This is a genomic window from Paenibacillus sp. D9 (assembly GCF_001188365.1).
Lineage (GTDB): Bacteria > Bacillota > Bacilli > Paenibacillales > Paenibacillaceae > Paenibacillus_O > Paenibacillus_O humicus.
The window spans coordinates 5,227,331-5,244,303 of record NZ_JZEJ01000001.1; the positions used below are offsets into that span (position 1 = coordinate 5,227,331).

16 protein-coding genes, 16 tRNA genes and 1 rRNA gene (1 of these 33 cut by a window edge) are annotated in these 16,973 nt (G+C 55.6%); 29 read left to right on the forward strand and 4 right to left on the reverse strand.

Annotation, left to right across the window (positions count from 1 at the left end; translation table 11 throughout):
* The 17 genes from VE23_RS23305 to VE23_RS23385 form a co-directional block, all read left to right on the forward strand.
* Positions 1–1,292 (forward strand): 23S ribosomal RNA (locus VE23_RS23305); it begins 1,637 nt to the left of the window's first position.
* Between the two features lie 169 nt (positions 1,293–1,461).
* A tRNA-Asn gene (locus tag VE23_RS23310) sits at positions 1,462–1,537 on the forward strand.
* Between the two features lie 3 nt (positions 1,538–1,540).
* Positions 1,541–1,631 (forward strand) — tRNA-Ser (locus VE23_RS23315).
* 5 nt (positions 1,632–1,636) lie between these two features.
* A tRNA-Glu gene (locus VE23_RS23320) sits at positions 1,637–1,711 on the forward strand.
* Positions 1,712–1,777: 66 nt separating this feature from the next.
* Positions 1,778–1,853, forward strand: a tRNA-Val gene (locus tag VE23_RS23325).
* A 9-nt stretch (positions 1,854–1,862) separates the two neighbouring features.
* Positions 1,863–1,939: transfer RNA gene (locus VE23_RS23330), tRNA-Met, on the forward strand.
* A gap of 4 nt (positions 1,940–1,943) precedes the next feature.
* Positions 1,944–2,020: transfer RNA gene (locus VE23_RS23335), tRNA-Asp, on the forward strand.
* 22 nt (positions 2,021–2,042) lie between these two features.
* Positions 2,043–2,118, forward strand: a tRNA-Phe gene (locus VE23_RS23340).
* Positions 2,119–2,139: 21 nt separating this feature from the next.
* Positions 2,140–2,215: transfer RNA gene (locus tag VE23_RS23345), tRNA-Thr, on the forward strand.
* 7 nt (positions 2,216–2,222) lie between these two features.
* Positions 2,223–2,308: transfer RNA gene (locus VE23_RS23350), tRNA-Tyr, on the forward strand.
* Between the two features lie 6 nt (positions 2,309–2,314).
* Positions 2,315–2,388: transfer RNA gene (locus VE23_RS23355), tRNA-Trp, on the forward strand.
* A 5-nt stretch (positions 2,389–2,393) separates the two neighbouring features.
* Positions 2,394–2,469: transfer RNA gene (locus VE23_RS23360), tRNA-His, on the forward strand.
* A gap of 8 nt (positions 2,470–2,477) precedes the next feature.
* Positions 2,478–2,552 (forward strand) — tRNA-Gln (locus tag VE23_RS23365).
* A 7-nt stretch (positions 2,553–2,559) separates the two neighbouring features.
* A tRNA-Gly gene (locus VE23_RS23370) sits at positions 2,560–2,634 on the forward strand.
* Positions 2,635–2,641: 7 nt separating this feature from the next.
* Positions 2,642–2,715, forward strand: a tRNA-Cys gene (locus VE23_RS23375).
* 13 nt (positions 2,716–2,728) lie between these two features.
* Positions 2,729–2,805, forward strand: a tRNA-Arg gene (locus tag VE23_RS23380).
* 74 nt (positions 2,806–2,879) lie between these two features.
* A tRNA-Leu gene (locus VE23_RS23385) sits at positions 2,880–2,962 on the forward strand.
* Between the two features lie 71 nt (positions 2,963–3,033).
* Here VE23_RS23385 and VE23_RS23390 read toward each other — a convergent pair.
* Entirely contained in the window at positions 3,034–4,008 is a 975-nt protein-coding gene (locus VE23_RS23390; RefSeq protein ID WP_049869305.1) for an alpha/beta fold hydrolase, read from the reverse strand.
* 228 nt (positions 4,009–4,236) lie between these two features.
* Here VE23_RS23390 and VE23_RS23395 point away from each other — a divergent pair, with 228 nt between their 5' ends.
* The 6 genes from VE23_RS23395 to VE23_RS23420 all read left to right on the forward strand — a co-directional run bounded on the left by VE23_RS23395 (position 4,237) and on the right by VE23_RS23420 (position 8,316).
* Positions 4,237–4,533, forward strand: a complete 297-nt coding sequence (locus VE23_RS23395; RefSeq protein WP_021879193.1) for a LiaF transmembrane domain-containing protein — start codon at positions 4,237–4,239, stop codon at positions 4,531–4,533.
* A gap of 67 nt (positions 4,534–4,600) precedes the next feature.
* Complete coding sequence (locus VE23_RS23400) at positions 4,601–5,281, forward strand: PspA/IM30 family protein (protein ID WP_049869307.1); 681 nt, start codon at positions 4,601–4,603, stop codon at positions 5,279–5,281.
* 4 nt (positions 5,282–5,285) lie between these two features.
* Complete coding sequence (locus VE23_RS23405; RefSeq protein ID WP_049869309.1) at positions 5,286–5,774, forward strand: PspC domain-containing protein; 489 nt, start codon at positions 5,286–5,288, stop codon at positions 5,772–5,774.
* Between the two features lie 4 nt (positions 5,775–5,778).
* A complete protein-coding gene (locus VE23_RS23410; RefSeq protein ID WP_048745076.1) occupies positions 5,779–6,492 on the forward strand; it encodes a PspA/IM30 family protein in 714 nt (237 codons plus the stop codon).
* A 139-nt stretch (positions 6,493–6,631) separates the two neighbouring features.
* Complete coding sequence (locus VE23_RS23415) at positions 6,632–7,624, forward strand: sensor histidine kinase (RefSeq protein WP_049869311.1); 993 nt, start codon at positions 6,632–6,634, stop codon at positions 7,622–7,624.
* A gap of 38 nt (positions 7,625–7,662) precedes the next feature.
* Positions 7,663–8,316 (forward strand): response regulator, encoded by a 654-nt coding sequence (locus VE23_RS23420; protein ID WP_373864551.1) that lies wholly within the window; start codon positions 7,663–7,665, stop codon positions 8,314–8,316.
* 27 nt (positions 8,317–8,343) lie between these two features.
* Here VE23_RS23420 and VE23_RS23425 read toward each other — a convergent pair whose 3' ends face one another.
* Entirely contained in the window at positions 8,344–9,024 is a 681-nt protein-coding gene (locus VE23_RS23425; RefSeq protein WP_157054036.1) for a hypothetical protein, read from the reverse strand.
* Positions 9,025–9,145: 121 nt separating this feature from the next.
* On the reverse strand, positions 9,146–9,550 hold the full coding sequence (locus VE23_RS23430; protein WP_157054037.1) for a hypothetical protein: 405 nt from the start codon (positions 9,548–9,550) through the stop codon (positions 9,146–9,148).
* Positions 9,551–9,668: 118 nt separating this feature from the next.
* Here VE23_RS23430 and VE23_RS23435 point away from each other — a divergent pair, with 118 nt between their 5' ends.
* The 4 genes from VE23_RS23435 (at position 9,669) to VE23_RS23450 (ending at position 14,826) form a co-directional block, all read left to right on the forward strand.
* Positions 9,669–10,526, forward strand: a complete 858-nt coding sequence (locus VE23_RS23435) for a hypothetical protein (protein ID WP_157054038.1) — start codon at positions 9,669–9,671, stop codon at positions 10,524–10,526.
* Positions 10,527–10,637: 111 nt separating this feature from the next.
* A complete protein-coding gene (gene zwf, locus VE23_RS23440; protein ID WP_021879184.1) occupies positions 10,638–12,194 on the forward strand; it encodes a glucose-6-phosphate dehydrogenase in 1,557 nt (518 codons plus the stop codon).
* A 320-nt stretch (positions 12,195–12,514) separates the two neighbouring features.
* Positions 12,515–13,141 (forward strand): cyclase family protein, encoded by a 627-nt coding sequence (locus tag VE23_RS23445; RefSeq protein WP_049869315.1) that lies wholly within the window; start codon positions 12,515–12,517, stop codon positions 13,139–13,141.
* Positions 13,142–13,242: 101 nt separating this feature from the next.
* Complete coding sequence (locus VE23_RS23450) at positions 13,243–14,826, forward strand: peptide chain release factor 3 (protein ID WP_048745072.1); 1,584 nt, start codon at positions 13,243–13,245, stop codon at positions 14,824–14,826.
* Positions 14,827–14,877: 51 nt separating this feature from the next.
* On the opposite strand, the gene sspI is transcribed toward VE23_RS23450, so the two are convergent.
* On the reverse strand, positions 14,878–15,090 hold the full coding sequence (gene sspI, locus VE23_RS23455) for a small acid-soluble spore protein SspI (protein WP_021879181.1): 213 nt from the start codon (positions 15,088–15,090) through the stop codon (positions 14,878–14,880).
* A gap of 150 nt (positions 15,091–15,240) precedes the next feature.
* Here sspI and VE23_RS23460 point away from each other — a divergent pair, with 150 nt between their 5' ends.
* Positions 15,241–15,924, forward strand: coding sequence for a potassium channel family protein (locus tag VE23_RS23460; RefSeq protein ID WP_048745071.1), 684 nt, complete (start codon positions 15,241–15,243; stop codon positions 15,922–15,924).
* A complete protein-coding gene (locus VE23_RS23465; RefSeq protein ID WP_049869316.1) occupies positions 15,921–16,724 on the forward strand; it encodes a TrmH family RNA methyltransferase in 804 nt (267 codons plus the stop codon). The genes VE23_RS23460 and VE23_RS23465 overlap by 4 nt, the downstream gene beginning before the upstream one ends.
* The last annotated feature ends 249 nt before the right edge of the window (positions 16,725–16,973 follow it).

The window sequence follows — 16,973 nt, forward strand, 5'->3', positions numbered from 1 at the left end:
AGGCGAAGGTGCCCGTACCGCAAACCGACACAGGTAGGCGAGCAGAGCATGCTAAGGCGCGCGGAGTAACTCTCGTTAAGGAACTCGGCAACATGACCCCGTAACTTCGGGAGAAGGGGTGCCTCGGTAGGGTGAATAGCCCGAGGGGGCCGCAGTGAAAAGGCCCAAGCGACTGTTTAGCAAAAACACAGGTCTGTGCGAAGCCGTAAGGCGAAGTATACGGGCTGACGCCTGCCCGGTGCTGGAAGGTTAAGGGGAGCGGTTAGGGGCAACCCGAAGCTGTGAACCGAAGCCCCAGTAAACGGCGGCCGTAACTATAACGGTCCTAAGGTAGCGAAATTCCTTGTCAGGTAAATTCTGACCCGCACGAATGGCGTAACGACTTGGGCGCTGTCTCAACGAGAGATCCGGTGAAATTTTAATACCTGTGAAGATGCAGGTTACCCGCGACAAGACGGAAAGACCCCATGGAGCTTTACTGCAGCTTGATATTGGACTTTGGTACGATCTGTACAGGATAGGTGGGAGCCTGGGAAGCCGGAGCGCCAGCTTCGGTGGAGGCACCGTTGGGATACCACCCTGATCGTATCGGAGTTCTAACCTGGTACCGTGATCCGGTACAGGGACCGTGTCAGGCGGGCAGTTTGACTGGGGCGGTCGCCTCCTAAAATGTAACGGAGGCGCCCAAAGGTTCCCTCAGAATGGTTGGAAATCATTCGCAGCGTGCAAAGGCATAAGGGAGCTTGACTGCGAGACCTACAAGTCGAGCAGGGACGAAAGTCGGGCTTAGTGATCCGGTGGTACCGAATGGAAGGGCCATCGCTCAACGGATAAAAGCTACCCTGGGGATAACAGGCTTATCTCCCCCAAGAGTCCACATCGACGGGGAGGTTTGGCACCTCGATGTCGGCTCATCGCATCCTGGGGCTGAAGTAGGTCCCAAGGGTTGGGCTGTTCGCCCATTAAAGCGGTACGCGAGCTGGGTTCAGAACGTCGTGAGACAGTTCGGTCCCTATCTGTCGTGGGCGCAGGAAATTTGAGAGGAGCTGTCCTTAGTACGAGAGGACCGGGATGGACGTACCGCTGGTGTACCAGTTGTTCCGCCAGGAGCACCGCTGGGTAGCTACGTACGGACGGGATAAGCGCTGAAAGCATCTAAGCGCGAAGCCCCCCTCAAGATGAGATTTCCCAGTATGTAAGACCCCTGGTAGACGACCAGGTTGATAGGTTCGGGGTGGAAGCGCAGCAATGCGTGCAGCTGACGAATACTAATCGGTCGAGGGCTTATCCTATGGATCAAGCCTACGGAATATCGTCGCAAGACGATGAACGTTGGCGAGACATGGCGAGATGAATCCGAAATACGATTCGCTAGCCATGTAAGAAGCACGAATGGACTCAGCATCCAACATATTGATTCGATCCAGTTTTCAAGGCGCAAGCCTTGAATGCACCACATATTCCCTGATAGCTCAGTTGGTAGAGCACTCGACTGTTAATCGAGTTGTCACAGGTTCGAGTCCTGTTCGGGGAGCCATCTGGAGAGCTGTCCGAGTGGTCGAAGGAGCACGATTGGAAATCGTGTATACGTTAATCGCGTATCGAGGGTTCGAATCCCTCGCTCTCCGCCAGATATGGCCCGTTGGTCAAGGGGTTAAGACACCTCCCTTTCACGGAGGTAACAGGGGTTCGAATCCCCTACGGGTCACCACTTTCTTATCTGGCTTGATTACATAGCCTTGATAAGTTATAGTAAATAACATGTTGTTCTTTATATGGAAGCTTAGCTCAGCTGGGAGAGCATCTGCCTTACAAGCAGAGGGTCGGGGGTTCGATCCCCTCAGCTTCCACCATTCAACTGACGCGGGGTGGAGCAGTCCGGTAGCTCGTCGGGCTCATAACCCGAAGGTCACAGGTTCAAATCCTGTCCCCGCAACCAATATGGAGCTGTGGTGTAGAGGCCTAACATGCCTGCCTGTCACGCAGGAGACCGCGGGTTCGAATCCCGTCAGCTCCGCCATTTTATTTTCAATAAGCATTCGGGCTCGGTAGCTCAGTTGGTAGAGCAAAGGACTGAAAATCCTTGTGTCGTCGGTTCGATTCCGTCCCGAGCCACCATGTTTTTTGATAATTGAATATGCCGCTGTAGCTCAACTGGTAGAGCAACTGACTTGTAATCAGTAGGTTGGGGGTTCAAGTCCTCTCGGCGGCACCATTTTTTTGGAGGATTAGCGAAGTGGCCAAACGCAGCAGACTGTAAATCTGTTCTCTGACGAGTTCGGTGGTTCGAATCCATCATCCTCCACCAGTTTTTAGGGGCATAGTTTAAAGGTAGAACAGCGGTCTCCAAAACCGTTAGTGTGGGTTCAATTCCTGCTGCCCCTGCCAGTATGGCGATCGTGGCGAAGTGGTTAACGCACCGGATTGTGGTTCCGGCATTCGGGGGTTCAATTCCCCTCGATCGCCCCATGTTTTGTTGGGGATTAGCCAAGCGGTAAGGCAACGGACTTTGACTCCGTCATTCTCAGGTTCGATCCCTGAATCCCCAGCCATTTATTTGCGGAAGTGGCTCAGCGGTAGAGCATCGCCTTGCCAAGGCGAGGGTCGCGGGTTCGATTCCCGTCTTCCGCTCCAATTTTGTGGCGCCATAGCCAAGTGGTAAGGCAGAGCTCTGCAAAAGCTCTACCCCCAGTTCGAGTCTGGGTGGCGCCTCCATCTTATCTAACGTGTGCCCTTAGCTCAGCTGGATAGAGCATTTGACTACGAATCAAAAGGTCAGGAGTTCGAATCTCTTAGGGCACGCCATTTTATCTCCATTTAAAAGAAGTTTGATTCCTCTGCCTCTTGAATATATAGAGTGAAGAGGAAATTTTATATGTGCTGGTGTGGCGGAATGGCAGACGCGGCGGACTCAAAATCCGCTTCCGGAGACGGAGTGGGGGTTCGAGTCCCTTCACCAGCATTCCAAAAGGCTTGTAGAATCGCTTATGCGGTTCTGCAAGCCTTTTTCTTTCGCATCCATGAAAAGAAGCATTAAAGGTTGGAACTCAGCCAAAGCCGGAGATCTTCCCGAATTTCTTTCCGATTCCATTCTTGTATAGCCTCATGACGGACATCGGGGTAAAGCTTCATTGTGACGTTTCTCATCCCGGCATCCAAAAAAGCTTGGAACGTACGTTCAACGCCTTTGCCATACTGGCCGACCGGATCATCGGCGCCGGAAAAGAAGTATACAGGCATCGTTTTGTTCATTTTAGCCAGATGCTTTTGATTTTGGATGTAGGGAATTCCGGTTGCAATCAAGCTGCTGAAAAACCCGACGGAAGGGATGAATCCGCAATACGGGTCCGCCATATAACGGTCAACATTGCCTTCATCTACCGAAAGCCAGTCATGACGGGTTCGATTGGGCTTGAATTTCTTGTTGTAGGAACCGAAAATGATTTTGTTCAACAGCTCGGAGTGGGCATGCTCACCTCTCAGCATCATCTCAAGCCGAATCAAGGTTTGGCCTGCCGCCAACGCAAAAGCAGGATTCCAGGCTGTCCCGCTCAAAATGCAAGCCTGCCATAAGTCCGGAGCATCGATCAGGCAGGTTCTCGCAAGAAAAGAGCCCATGCTATGACCGAATAATAGGAGTTGCAGTTCCGGAAACCGATCCTTCGCATGAAGCGCTATTCGCTGAAGGTCCATGGATGCCTCCTGCCATCCTCCCGAGGCCGGCATATGGCCTAACCCGCCTGCTGCTGCAGACCGACCATGTCCGATGTGGTCATGGCCGATAAGGATGTATCCGTCATGGGCCATCTCCCTTGCAAAAGAGCCATACCTTCCGACGTGTTCGGCCATGCCATGGCTTAATTGAATGATGCCTCTAGCTGTCCCGGACGGGCGCCATTCCATTACATGGAGCCGTTTGGGTTTTGTTGCGGAATCAATGAAATAGGAATCATGCTCGACGGTGGACTCCATAGCTGCACCCCTTGCCTGGATATAGCCCTTCTTCATTACTAGTATATACCTGTATCCCTCAAATATGGACCTCTGAATTCGACCGTTTCAGGCTTGTCTTAAGCAGGTCGCAATCCTTCCCAATTCCAGGACGGAGACCCTCCCCGACCTGAGTCCAGGTACAGAAACGTTCGCAAGTCCGTTTTGAACTTTGCCGGGATGGCCTAAAATAAGGACATAAGCAAGAGAGCATATTCGCGAATCGAAAGGCGGTGGCAATCAGAGATGAAACGCAATTCAACGGTAGGCATCATTTTGGTTGTGGCGGGCGCATTGCTGGCCATGAAATTTCTCGGTTTAGGTCATTTGATCAGCTGGGCCGTATCCTTGATCTTCCCTCTTATTGTTCTGGGACTTGGAGTCATCGGCTGGAGGAACGGCAACCGGATCGTCGGCGGAGTTCTTCTCTTCGTAGGAGCCATCTGGCTGCTTGGAAAATTAACGCCTCTGATCATGCTGCTGTTCGCAGTGGGACTGATCGTATGGGGAGTCTCCCTCTTTAAAGGAAAAAGGCTTCATTAACGAAAGAAAGAAAAACGAACGAAAGAAAAACGAAAGAAAGAGAGCAACCGGCTAGAGGAGGACAAATATGAGTATTATCCGAAGGGTCAGAGACATAACGATCGCAACGCTGAACGAGCACCTGGAGAAAGCGGAAGATCCGGTACGGCTGATCGATCAGTTCCTGTGGTCGACACGGGAAGAGATCATTCAATCGGAGCGTCTGTATCAGCAGTATTCTTCCCATAACCAGCAATTGAAAATGCAATGGCTCACCGCTGAGCAGCAGAAGGAAAAGCGGGAGCAGCAAGCCGTTACCGCACTCAAAGCCGGTGAAGAGCAGCTGGCCCGCATAGCCCTTCATGAGAAAGCATCCGCAGAGGAACGCGCCCGGCAGTATCGCGATCTGTACGAGCAAGGCCGCCAGAGCGTGGAAGACCTGGAAAGAAATCTTCAGGAGATGAGAAGCGAGTACCAGATCGTGTATGACAAGCGAGAGTACTATTCGGCCCGTATGGAATCCTTGAAGCTGCAGCAGCGTATGAACGCCCGTTACACAGGAGCCGTATCCGGCCAGCCCGGCGGCAAACCTGACGGCATGTTCCGCAGGCTTGACGACCGGATCACGGATATGGAGCACGAAGCCCGCAGCCTCAGGGATCTTCGCAGCGAAGGTACCGCAGGTCATGGTGGAAACTCTTCCTACCAATCGGCGGTAGAAATGGAATTGGAACAGCTGAAGAGAAAGCTGGGACAAGGAGGAACCTAACATCATGAAGCAATTATATCGCTCCAGACGCAAAAAAGTTCTGTTCGGATTATGCGGCGGGCTGTCGGATTACTTCAATGTAGATGCCAATCTGCTTCGTATTCTGACGATCATCCTTGCCGTCTGCACTAGCGGCGCAGCCATTGTCATCTATATCCTGGCGGCGCTGGTCATTCCGAAGGAGCATGACTATAACCAGTTTCCTCCAGGAAACTTCGGGTCTTATCAGAATGGACGGGGCGGCGACTTCTACGGAGGACACAACGATCCGGGCCGCCCCGGATTCGGCCAAGGCGCAGGAGGCGGCCAGCATGGCGGCCCTTACCGCAACCCTCCGCAATACCAGGAAGGTCCGACAACGGCAGGATGGCAGTCCGACAGCAACCGCCAGGCAGACTTGGACAAGATGATGGATGACCTGGAGAAGAAAGCTCTGCGCAACGAGCTGGAAGAACTGAAAGCCAAACTTTCGAAGTATGAGAAGGGAGAATAACAACATGGGTATTTTCAAACGCCTGAAAGATATTACAAAAGCTTCAATGCACGAGGCGCTGGATAAAATGGAAGATCCGGTCGTTATGCTGAACCAGTACCTCCGCGACATGGAGCAGGAAATCCACCAGGCCGAGGTTACGGTAGCCAAGCAAATGGCCAACGAGCGCCGCATGCAGCAGCGCTTTGACGAAGCGGCAAGAAGCGCCTCGGATCGTGACAGCAAAGCGGAAACGGCGCTTCGTTCCGGCCAAGAGGATCTTGCCCGCAAGCTTTTGGAAGAGAAGCTGTATTTCGAGGAGAAGGTGCAAGAATACAGCCAGCTTCATCTGGAAGCGAAGAGCCAAGCCGACGAGCTGAAGCAGCAGCTGTACGGCATGAAGGACGAGTATTACCAGCTCCGCAACAAACGCAACGAGCTGGCCGCCCGTGCTCAAATGGCCAAGGCGAAAAAGCAGATGTCTCAGGCTTCCGCCAATGTCGGCTCCCTTGATACAGGCACTGCATCCCGTGGATTCGGCCGCATGGAAGAGAAAATCATGCAGATGGAAGCCGAAGCCGATGTTCTCCGCAGACCTTACGGAAGCGGCTATAAAGCGGAGGGAGCTGCCTCCATCCGTCCGGAGAATCAGCTGAAGGTAGAAGAACAGCTGCAGCAGCTCAAAAACAAGCTGAATCCTCCTCAGGCAGCTGCTGCACAAGAAGACGCAGCGAATTAATTAAGCTTTGCTTTCGCAAGCCTCGGACATGGCGGCGCAGCCGCCGGGTTCCGAGGCTTGTTTGCTTGCGGCGGAGGAACGCTTGAACCGTTGACGCCGGAAAGGTAAAGTAGAGAGAGAAAGAAGGGGGAGTATCGCTGTGGCTGCCAAAAAGCCTCCAGGAAAGGGTCAGGGACCTACAAAGAAAAACGTTCTTGAAACGGTACTGTGGCTGCTTATCATTCTTGGACTGCTGCTCATCGTGCTGCAAGGAACCGGATATGTCGAATTCTTTGCCATACAAGGAAAAGGGGCCTTATACGGGCTGGCGGTCATCGCGGCTGCGCTCGCCGGGGCTGTGCTGAACAGCTACCTCCAGACGTCCAAGCTTAGAGAAGCTCTCCGCAAGCTGAACCAGCAGCAGAGCAGGCGCAAATCGATTACGATTCCGCATTCTCCCGAAGGAGAGGGAGCACGCCCGGAAGAAACCGAGGAGCAGGAGGAGTGGCGGGAGCAGGTCAAGTTCACCGCTGTCATCGAAGAGCGGCAGCGCCTGGCTCGCGAACTCCATGACGCCGTGAGCCAGCAGCTGTTCGCCATATCCATGACCGCAACGGCGGTAAGCCGGACGATCGAGAAGGATTGGGAGCGCGCACGCAGGCAGGTGCAGCTGATCGAGGAGATGGCGGCCGTGGCCCAGTCCGAAATGAGAGCGCTTCTGCTGCATTTGCGTCCCGTTCATTTGGATGGCAAAAACTTGGCCCAGGCGCTCGAACGGCTGGTTGGAGAGCTGAAAGTGAAAGTCCCGATGGACATCACGGTTGATGTGGATTCGACCATTCTGTTCCGCCCCAGCGCCGAGGACCATTTGTTCCGGATTGCGCAAGAGGCGTTGTCCAACGCCCTGCGCCATGCCAAGGCCAGCAAGATGGTCATGAGGCTGGAGCGGGATGGAGCCAAAGCCAAGCTGAGCTTTGCCGATAATGGCGTCGGCTTCGATCTGGAAGAAAAGAAACAGGCCTCCTATGGTTTGCTGACGATGGAAGAACGGATTCATGAGCTTGGCGGCAACATACAAATTCATACGGCTCCGGGCGAAGGAACGGCCATTGAAATGTGGCTTCCCCTGGAAGACGGAAAGGGCGGATTCTAACCATGAGCATGCCGGAACGAATGGAGCGCGACAGCGGAATGGCAAGGCCCATCAAGGTGCTGCTTGTAGACGACCATGAGATGGTTCGGATCGGTCTTGCAGCGGTTCTCGATACGGAGGAAGGCATCGAGGTTGTGGGAGAGGCCGGCAACGGTGCCGAAGGAATCAGGCTGGCTACCGCCTATGCCCCGGATGTCGTGCTGATGGATCTGGTCATGGAAGAAATGGACGGAGTCGAAACGACCCGGAGGCTGATGGAGATCATGCCGGAATGCAAGGTCATCGTGCTTACAAGCTATCTCGATGACAGCAAGATGTACCCCGTCATTGAAGCGGGAGCGTTCAGCTACCTGCTCAAAACTTCCCGGGCAAGCGAAATCGCCGAAGCGATTCGCGCTGCGGCAAGAGGACAATCCGTGCTGGAATCCCAGGTGGCAGCCAAAATGATGAGCAGGCTCCGTCAACCCAAGCAGCCGGTCCAGAAACCGCCTCATGAAGATCTTACCGAGCGGGAAATGGACGTGCTCATGCTGGTCGCGCAGGGCTTGTCCAACCAGGATATTGCCGACAAGCTGTTCATCAGCATCAAGACGGTCAAATTCCATGTGACCAATGTGCTCAACAAGCTCGGCGTAGAGGACCGCACGCAGGCGGCTATATATGCGCACAAGCATGATTTGGCCGTGGATTGAGAATTCAGCGCGAAGCACGGAAGAGATTCAAGCCAAGCAGCTGAATGAAGACACCTGACGATGAATCATATCATCGAGAACCCCGTCCTCGTTATAGGTTCCCGCCGAAGGCAGATGGGCATAATCGATAAGGGATGCCGCAGGCTGCGCTTCGAATGAGGCGAGCAGCTGATCGGCGTAAGGAAGCAGTCCTTCCGACGAGAACAAGGCTCGAAGCACCGCATCGGGGCGGTTCTCAAGCTGCTGGTTGAGGGCGACGGGGTTGACCCTCCATTCCCCTTGCCTGTTCATGTCCAATCCGGCTTGACGTGCGGCAGGATGGGATCGCATGGAGCGCAGGTCGGTCTCGATGGAAGGATTGAGGCCAGGTCTGCAGCGGAAATAAAGCAGCTCCAGATCGTTCCATCGTTCTGCGAGCTCGTATACGGTATCGGCCAGTCCCGAGAGATCAATACCTGCCGTTCCGTCGCTCAGCAGCTGCTGGCGCCGGCGGCGCATGTCCTGGATAAGCGGACGCAGCCGGCTCGCAGCCTGGAGCCAGGATGCAGTCAGGCGAAAGTCGGAGACGAACCGGGTTGTCATGCCATCCATGCCATAGTCGGGCAGGCCGGAATCTACCCGCTCTCGAGCGGCTGGGGCAACGGGGACGGTCGGCGCTACTTTTTCCACATGGAAGATGCGGTTCATTCGACGCAAAGGACCTATCATCAGGAAGCCTCCCTCAGGCTGGAATTGAAATCCATTACCCCTATAAGGTGCATAGAGAAACAGCCTGCCGAAGCTTCCTGTCCCGGAAACGTCGGCGGGCTGTTCAACTATCGCCGGATGGTCAGATCAGCAGCAGCAGAAAGGCGAGGAAAGCGAGGTCAACGCCGACCGCAGCGCCGTACCCGTATCCATATGGACCTCTGCCGCCATAGAACCCAGGGCCGTAAGGACCTGCTCCGGGGCCGTATGGATAAGCCTGAGTATGGGCTTCCTGCTCCATAACTTGCTCCTGCACGGGTTTGGATGCTTTGGATTTTTTCGCTTTGCCCTTTGCCGGCTTCCCTAAAATCCCGATTCCTTGCTGCTGGCGCTTATGATGCTCTTCGCCGCCGTTCAGATAAATCCGCCCGCCATGGCAAGCGGTGAGAATACCCATATGGCGTGTACCGTCCTTGAGAATGGCGCACACCGGCATTCCGCAGAAACGCTGGACATGTTCTTCGTGCAAGGGCCGAATAGGTTCCATTTTCTGTTGTTCATCCTTTCTGGTTTTCCTTGATGGATGGAATGATGCATTATATTCACCTACGGGCTGATGCGTATGGTCAAATACCCAGTCAACGGGCCAAGGGAATGGAGGGACTATGATGAGCAATCCGCGATCCAAACAAAGCGCAGGCGTTATGCTGGCCTTCCTTGCGCTGGCCGTTCTCGTTACAATTTATACAGCCGGGGGCAAAGGCTCCATCGGCTGGAGCGTGCCGGCATCGAAAAAGCCGGACGTTCAGATGTCTTCTGCAACCGGCGAGGATATGGAGAAGCTGTGGAACTGGGCCGACGGCGAGCTGGGAGGCGGCTCCAGGGCGGCCTCCTGGCATTTGCGCTGGAGCGTGGAAGGAGTGACGTCGGATCAAGCGGCCAAGACCGCGGAAGCGCTAGGCATGACCGCTGACGCGAAAGACCTTGCCGGCGGGAAGGATGAAAACAAAACCAGCGGGGGCATCCTATGGGAAGCGGTGCGTACCACTGCGTACGGCACGCTTAAAATGCAGCTGCTCGGCACGGTTCAGAAGAACAGGGATGCGGCGCGGCAAGCCGTCATGACCTACCACGCTCCGCCTGCAGCGGAGCTTCAAGCTATCTTGAATGAAATGATCGAGGTCAATGCCGCTCTGACCGAGACGGGCACGGGCGGCAAGCGGATGATGAGCATCAAGCTTTACGGCAAGGCTATTCGGGTCGGCGCCGCTGGCCGCATCGCGCAAAAGGCGGCAGGAGTCGTTCTGGATGAGTATAAGGATTCCCGAACGATTGTCCGGACGTACAGCTCCACTGCAGTTGCAGGAGCCATGCGGCTTGGAGAAGGCAAGGAAGGGAGCCGGTCCGCCAATATCCAGCTGGCGGAGCATGGCGGAGGCGATGCGGACTTCGCGGCGGAGATCACGGTCGGCATTCCGCTCATTACGGGAGACCTCTCGGAGAGCGGGGCAGAGGGAACGTGAAGGCCCCATGAAGATTGGCCGCCATGAATGGCGATTCCCGCAACGTTATGATACACTACATACCATATCAAGCTGATGCATCCAAAATTTATGACGAAAGAATGAGGGAACATGAACTACTCTAGCAAACAGGAATCATCGGCCGCTGAAGGCGCGGTCTATTATCTGTTCGGAGCCACGGGCGATCTGGCGCGGAGGAAGCTGTTCCCGGCGCTGTTCTCCTTATATAAAGAAGGCAAGCTGGCAGAGAATTTCGCGGTTGTCGGACTCGCCCGCCGTCCGCGGGACAATGAGCAGTTCCGCCAGGACGTATACGAGTCCATCATGGAGTTTTGCCGGTACAAGCCGACCGATGTCGAGGTATGGCAGAAGTTTGCCGACCACTTCGTCTACAAGCCGCTCGATATCCATAACGTCGATGGCTTCCGGGAGCTGAACCAGCTCTCCTCGGAGCTCGACGAGAAGTTCGGCATCGAAGGCAACCGGCTTTTCTATCTTGCTCTCGCTCCGGAGCTGTTCGGTCCGGTGTCGTTCAACCTTCGCGACGGAGGCCTGCTGGAATCCAAGGGATGGCACAAGCTCGTCATCGAGAAGCCGTTCGGCTATGATCTGGAATCGGCCCGCGAGCTGAACGGACAGATCAGCCAAGTGTTCAAGGAAGAAGAGGTCTACCGGATCGATCACTACCTCGGCAAGGAAATGGTCCAGAACATCCAGGTTCTGCGTTTTGCCAACCAGCTGTTCGAACCGCTCTGGAACAAGGATCATATCGCCAACGTCCAGATTACGCTGTCCGAAACGGTCGGCGTAGAGGAGCGGGGCGGTTATTACGACAATTCCGGCGCGCTTCGGGATATGGGGCAGAACCATATTCTGCAGATGATTACGATGATTGCCATGGAGCCCCCGGGACGGCTGCATCCGGAAAGTCTCCGCGACGAGAAGGTCAAGGTTCTGCGCTCCCTTCGCCAGTATGCGTCAAGCGAGGAAGTCCGTGATAATGTCGTGCGGGCGCAGTACTCCTCCGGTCAATCCAAAGGCAAGGAGCTTCCGGGCTACCGCCAGGAAGACAGCGTGAATCCGGAATCCAAGACGGAGACGTATTTTGCCGCCAAAGTGCTTGTGGACAACTTCCGCTGGGCCGGAGTTCCGTTCTTCATCCGCACGGGCAAGCGGCTGCCGGTCAAGACGACCGAGATCGTCATCGAGTTCAAAAACGTTCCGGACAACGTCCTGTTCGCCAAGCGGCATAAGCTGGGTCCGAACCTGCTCGTCATCCGCGTCAATCCGACGGAGGGCATCTACCTGAAGATCAACGCCAAGAAGCCGGGAGCGGACAACGAGGTTCAGCCTGTCGCCATGGAGTTCTGCCAAAGCTGCCAGGTCGGCATCAACACGCCGGAAGCTTATGAGCTGCTGATCTACGATGCGGCGCGCGGAGATTCGACGTACTTCACCCGCTGGGATGAGGTTGCGGCAGCGTGGACGTTCGTGGACCGCATAGCGGCTGCCTGGAGAGAATCCGGAGAAGATCTGCTTTCCTATCCAGCGGGATCCTGGGGACCGGAAGCTACGGATGAGCTCCTTCACAAAGAAGGCTTCTTCTGGTGGCCGGTCAACGGCCAAGCGGAGGACAACGTCATCTGGATCAGCGGCGGAGCGCAGTAAGGGGGCGTCTGCCAGAGAGGCGGATGCAATCAAGCTTGCTTCTCTCAAAGGGGGATGCGATCAATGCTTGCATCTCCCAGAGTGGGAATTCGATCAATACTTGCTTCTCTCAGAGGCGGACTCGATCAAATCTGCTTCTCTCCGAGGAGGATTGCAATCAAGCTTGCGCCTCTTGAGGGCGTGCCGATGCATGCGCCACTCGAGCGTCGACTTAACCGCCTGGAAAATTAACTAAGTATGGAACCTATAAGCTTCAACATCAATCCTGTCCGGCTACGGACAGGATTGAAGCGTTATTTGACGAGAGGACGGAATGAAGCATGTTCAAAATCTACGATATTTCCATGCCCATTCATTCAGATATGGCGGTATGGGCCAATGTCGAGGCCAAAAAGCCGGAGATCCGCAATATTGCGCCATTCGCCCAGGGAGGCGTGTATGAATCGGAGCTGCGGATGAATCTGCATACCGGCACGCATGTGGATGCGCCGATGCATATGCTCGAGGATGGAGCGGGAATCGAGACAATAGGGCTGGAAGAGCTGGCGGGAACGGCCCGCGTCGTCGATCTTACCCATGTATCCGATTCCATCACGAGGGCGGACTTGGAGCCTCTTGGGCTTGTGCGAGGCGATTGGGTCCTTTTCAAGACGGCCAATTCGTTCAGCAGCCGGTTCGAGGATGATTTTATTTACTTGCGCGAAGACGGCGCACGGTATTTAATTGAAGTAGGGGTTCGCGGCATCGGTACGGACGGTATCGGAATCGAGCGTTCGCAGCCTGACTATCCGACCCATCGCCCGCTCTTCCGCAATAATATCGTTATCGTGGAGGGACTGAGGCTGGCGGATGTGTCGGCCGGAACCTACTTCATGGTCGTAGCCCCGCTCAAGCTGAGCGGAGTCGAGGCGTCGCCGGCCCGGGCGATCCTCATCGGCAGGCCGTAGGAGCGACAGCATGCAACCGATTTAATCCTGCAGGCAGCGAATGGATATGCGGCCCGCTAGCCTGATTCATGAATAATAAAGCGCGATATAAGGGGAATACCATGACTAAACTGCTCGACGAAATCAAGCAAGAAGTAGACAAACGGCGTACATTCGCCATCATTTCTCACCCGGATGCGGGGAAAACGACGCTGACGGAAAAGCTGCTGCTGTTCGGCGGCGCCATCCGCGAGGCCGGCTCGGTCAAAGCCCGCAAAGCCAACAAGCACGCCACCTCCGACTGGATGGAGATCGAGAAGCAGCGTGGAATCTCGGTAACCTCTTCCGTCATGCAGTTCGACTATAAGGGACACCGCGTCAATATCCTGGATACGCCTGGTCACCAGGACTTCAGCGAGGATACGTATCGGACGCTGACCGCGGCCGACAGCGCTGTCATGCTGATCGACGTGGCCAAAGGCGTCGAAGCCCAGACGATCAAGCTGTTCCAGGTTTGCCGAAGACGCGGCATCCCGATCTTCACGTTCATCAACAAGCTGGACCGCGAGGGCCAAAGCCCGTTCGATCTGATGGAGGAGCTGGAGCGGGTGCTCGGCATCCGTTCCGTTCCGATGAACTGGCCGATCGGCATGGGACGGGAGCTGTGCGGCGTCTACGACCGGATGAAGAATCAGGTCGAGCTGTTCCAGGGCAATGACCATTCCACCATCGAGGTGCGCAAGGTCGGAGATTACAAGGACCCCGTCATTCGGGAGATGGCAGGCGATTATCTCGCCGATCAGCTCGAGCAGGATCTGGAGCTGCTGGATGTAGCCGGCGACCAGTTCGACTTCGAGAAGGTACGCGCTGGCGAGCTGACTCCGGTGTTCTTCGGCAGCGCCGTCAACAACTTCGGCGTGCAGACCTTCCTCGAAAACTTCCTGCAGCTCGCTCCTAAGCCCGAGCCCCGGAACAGCACGGAAGGCCCGGTCGAGCCGACGAGCGAGAAGTTCTCCGGATACGTGTTCAAGATCCAAGCGAATATGAACCCGGCCCACCGAGACCGCATCGCTTTTCTGCGCATTTGCTCCGGGCGGTTCGAGCGCGGCATGAGCGTCAAGCATGTGCGGATCGGGAAGGACATCAAGCTGGCCCAGCCGCAGCAGTTCCTCGCGCAGGACCGGGACATCGTCGAAGCGGCCTATCCGGGAGATATTATCGGGCTGTTCGATCCGGGGATTTTCCGCATCGGCGATTCTCTCTCGCAGGGCAGCTCGATCGTGTTCGACGAGCTGCCGACGTTCTCGCCGGAAATTTTCGCCAAGGTCTCGATCAAGAACGCCTTGAAGAAAAAGCAATACGAAAAAGGAATCGACCAGCTGACGGAGGAAGGCACTATCCAGGTGTTCCAGTCCGCCAGCGGCTTCGAGGATACGATTCTAGGCGTCGTCGGCCAGCTGCAGTTCGAGGTTTTCGAATATCGGATGAAGGCTGAATACGGGGTGGACGTCATCCTCCAAAGGATGCCTTTCCAGTTCGCGCGCTGGATCGTGGACGACAAGATCGATCCGACCAAGTTCCGGATCAACTCGACGCTCGTCAAGGACAAAAAGGACAATTACGTCGCCTTGTTCGAGAACGAGTATGCGATGCGCACCGCTGTCGACAAGAATCCGACCTCCAAATTTCTGGAGACGGCTCCATAACCACGGAATGAAAACAGCCCCTGCCGCGAAAATGCGGCAGGGGCTGTTCCTTTACGATGAATGGAGATGCCCGTACAGCTTGCCGATCAATTGCTGCTGTTCCTGGCCGCCGCTGTCTTTCCAGATCATCTCGAACAAGACGCCGAGACCGGGAAGAGCTTTTTCGTCGCCGTCGATGGATTCACGGATGATATCGCCGAGCTCATTCTCCGACTTGTCCTTGACGATCTGGGCGATGGCTTGGCGAAGGTCGAACTCATTCATGGACGCATTTCCCCCTTGAGTCATTTCCTCCATAGCATGCCCCCATCGGATTCGTTCATGTAAAGAATGCGGTCCGCATGAGGGAAAGAAAGGAGCTGGATATGGTATACTGAACGGTATGCAGCCCTTAAGAAAGGCGGAGAACTATTCATGCGCAAAAAACAATATACCGTGATCGGCATGGGCCGTTTCGGCTCCAGCGTAGCCCAGTCCCTGTCCGAGATGGGATTCGAAGTGCTTGCCATCGACAGCGACGAGCAGCGGATCCAGGAGATCTCTCCCGTCGTCACCCATGCGGTCACGGCGGACACGACGGATGAAGAAGCTCTGCGCGCACTCGGCGTCCGCAACTTCGACGTCGTCGTCGTCGCCATTGGAGAGGACATTCAGGCCAGCATTCTGACCACGCTGATTCTGAAGGATCTGGGAGTCCCCTATTTGATTGTCAAAGCCCAAAACGAGCTGCACGGCAAAGTGCTCAGCAAAATCGGAGCGGACCGTGTCGTCTTCCCGGAGAGGGACATGGGCCTGCGCGTGGCGCATCACCTCATCTCGCCCAATGTGCTGGACTTCATCGAGCTGTCCCCGGATTACGGCATCATCGAGATCCAGGCTCCGCCAGCCATGGTCGGGCGCACGCTCAAGCAGCTGGATATACGGGCCAGGCATCGCTGCAACGTCATGGCCATCAAAACGCATGGAAAGCTGGATATATCCCCGATGCCGGATCATGTCATCGAAGCGGATGAAGTGCTTGTCGTCGTCGGAGCGAACCGCGATCTGACCGGCCTCGAGGTCGCTTATTCCGTCGAGGAGGAATTGAACCGGAAGTGATTAGCGAACCGTTGACCTCAACCTCCAATTCCCGCGTAAAAGCATGGACGGCCTTGCTGGATGCCAAGGGCCGCAAGCGCAGCGGCCAATTCCTGGCTGAAGGCGTCCATATGGTCAAAGAAGCGCTTCTATGCGGAGCCTCTGTCGGCACGATCGTGTACGATGCCGGGCGAGGCATGCCTGCCGAGCTGGAGCCCCTGCTTCGCGATTCGTCGGCGGAGCTTGTCCCTGCTTCGGCAGCGGTCATGGCCAAATGCACCGGAACGGATTCGCCGCCGCCGGTGTTCGCCGTCGTCGACAAGCCGTCCCACGACGAAGCGGCGCTGCACAAGCCGGACGCGCTTGTCGTTGTGCTCGATGCCGTCCGCGATCCCGGCAATGCGGGCACAATCATTCGCAGCGCGGATGCGGCCGGAGCCGATGCCGTCATTCTCGGCCGCGGCTGCGTCGATCTCTACAACCCCAAGACCGTCCGCTCGACGATGGGCAGCCTGTTCCATCTTCCGGTGCTGGAGATGGATCTCGCCGAGGCGCTGCCGAAGGCTCGGGAGCGGGGCATGCTGCTGGCCGGAACGAGCCTGCAGGCGGCAAGAAGCTGTTATGAATGCGACTTCACCGGGCCGGTATGGCTGCTCTTCGGCAATGAAGCCGAAGGCCTGTCCCCGCAGACGTTGAACCAGCTTGATCTCGGCATCATTATCCCGATGAAGGGCCGAAGCGAATCGCTCAACGTCGCGATGGCGGCGACCGTGGTGCTGTATGAGGCGCTGCGCCAGCGGGAGCATGCAGCCGGCAAGTAGCCATCGTTGGTGTGCAAGCTGCAATTCGTTTGACACCAGCTTGGGGCTTGTCATAATGTCGATTTGCAAGGCGAGCCGGGCACCTTTTGTCAGTCCTGATGATCAAGAATCTCTTGATTTATCAGGACTTTTTTCATCTTCTATGACTCGAATGAATGGACAGAGTTCTCATTAGTCAAATAAATTCAAATAAATTCAAATATGGGACGCTTGAAACCTACGCCATTCAAGGAATCAAAGACGAGGGGG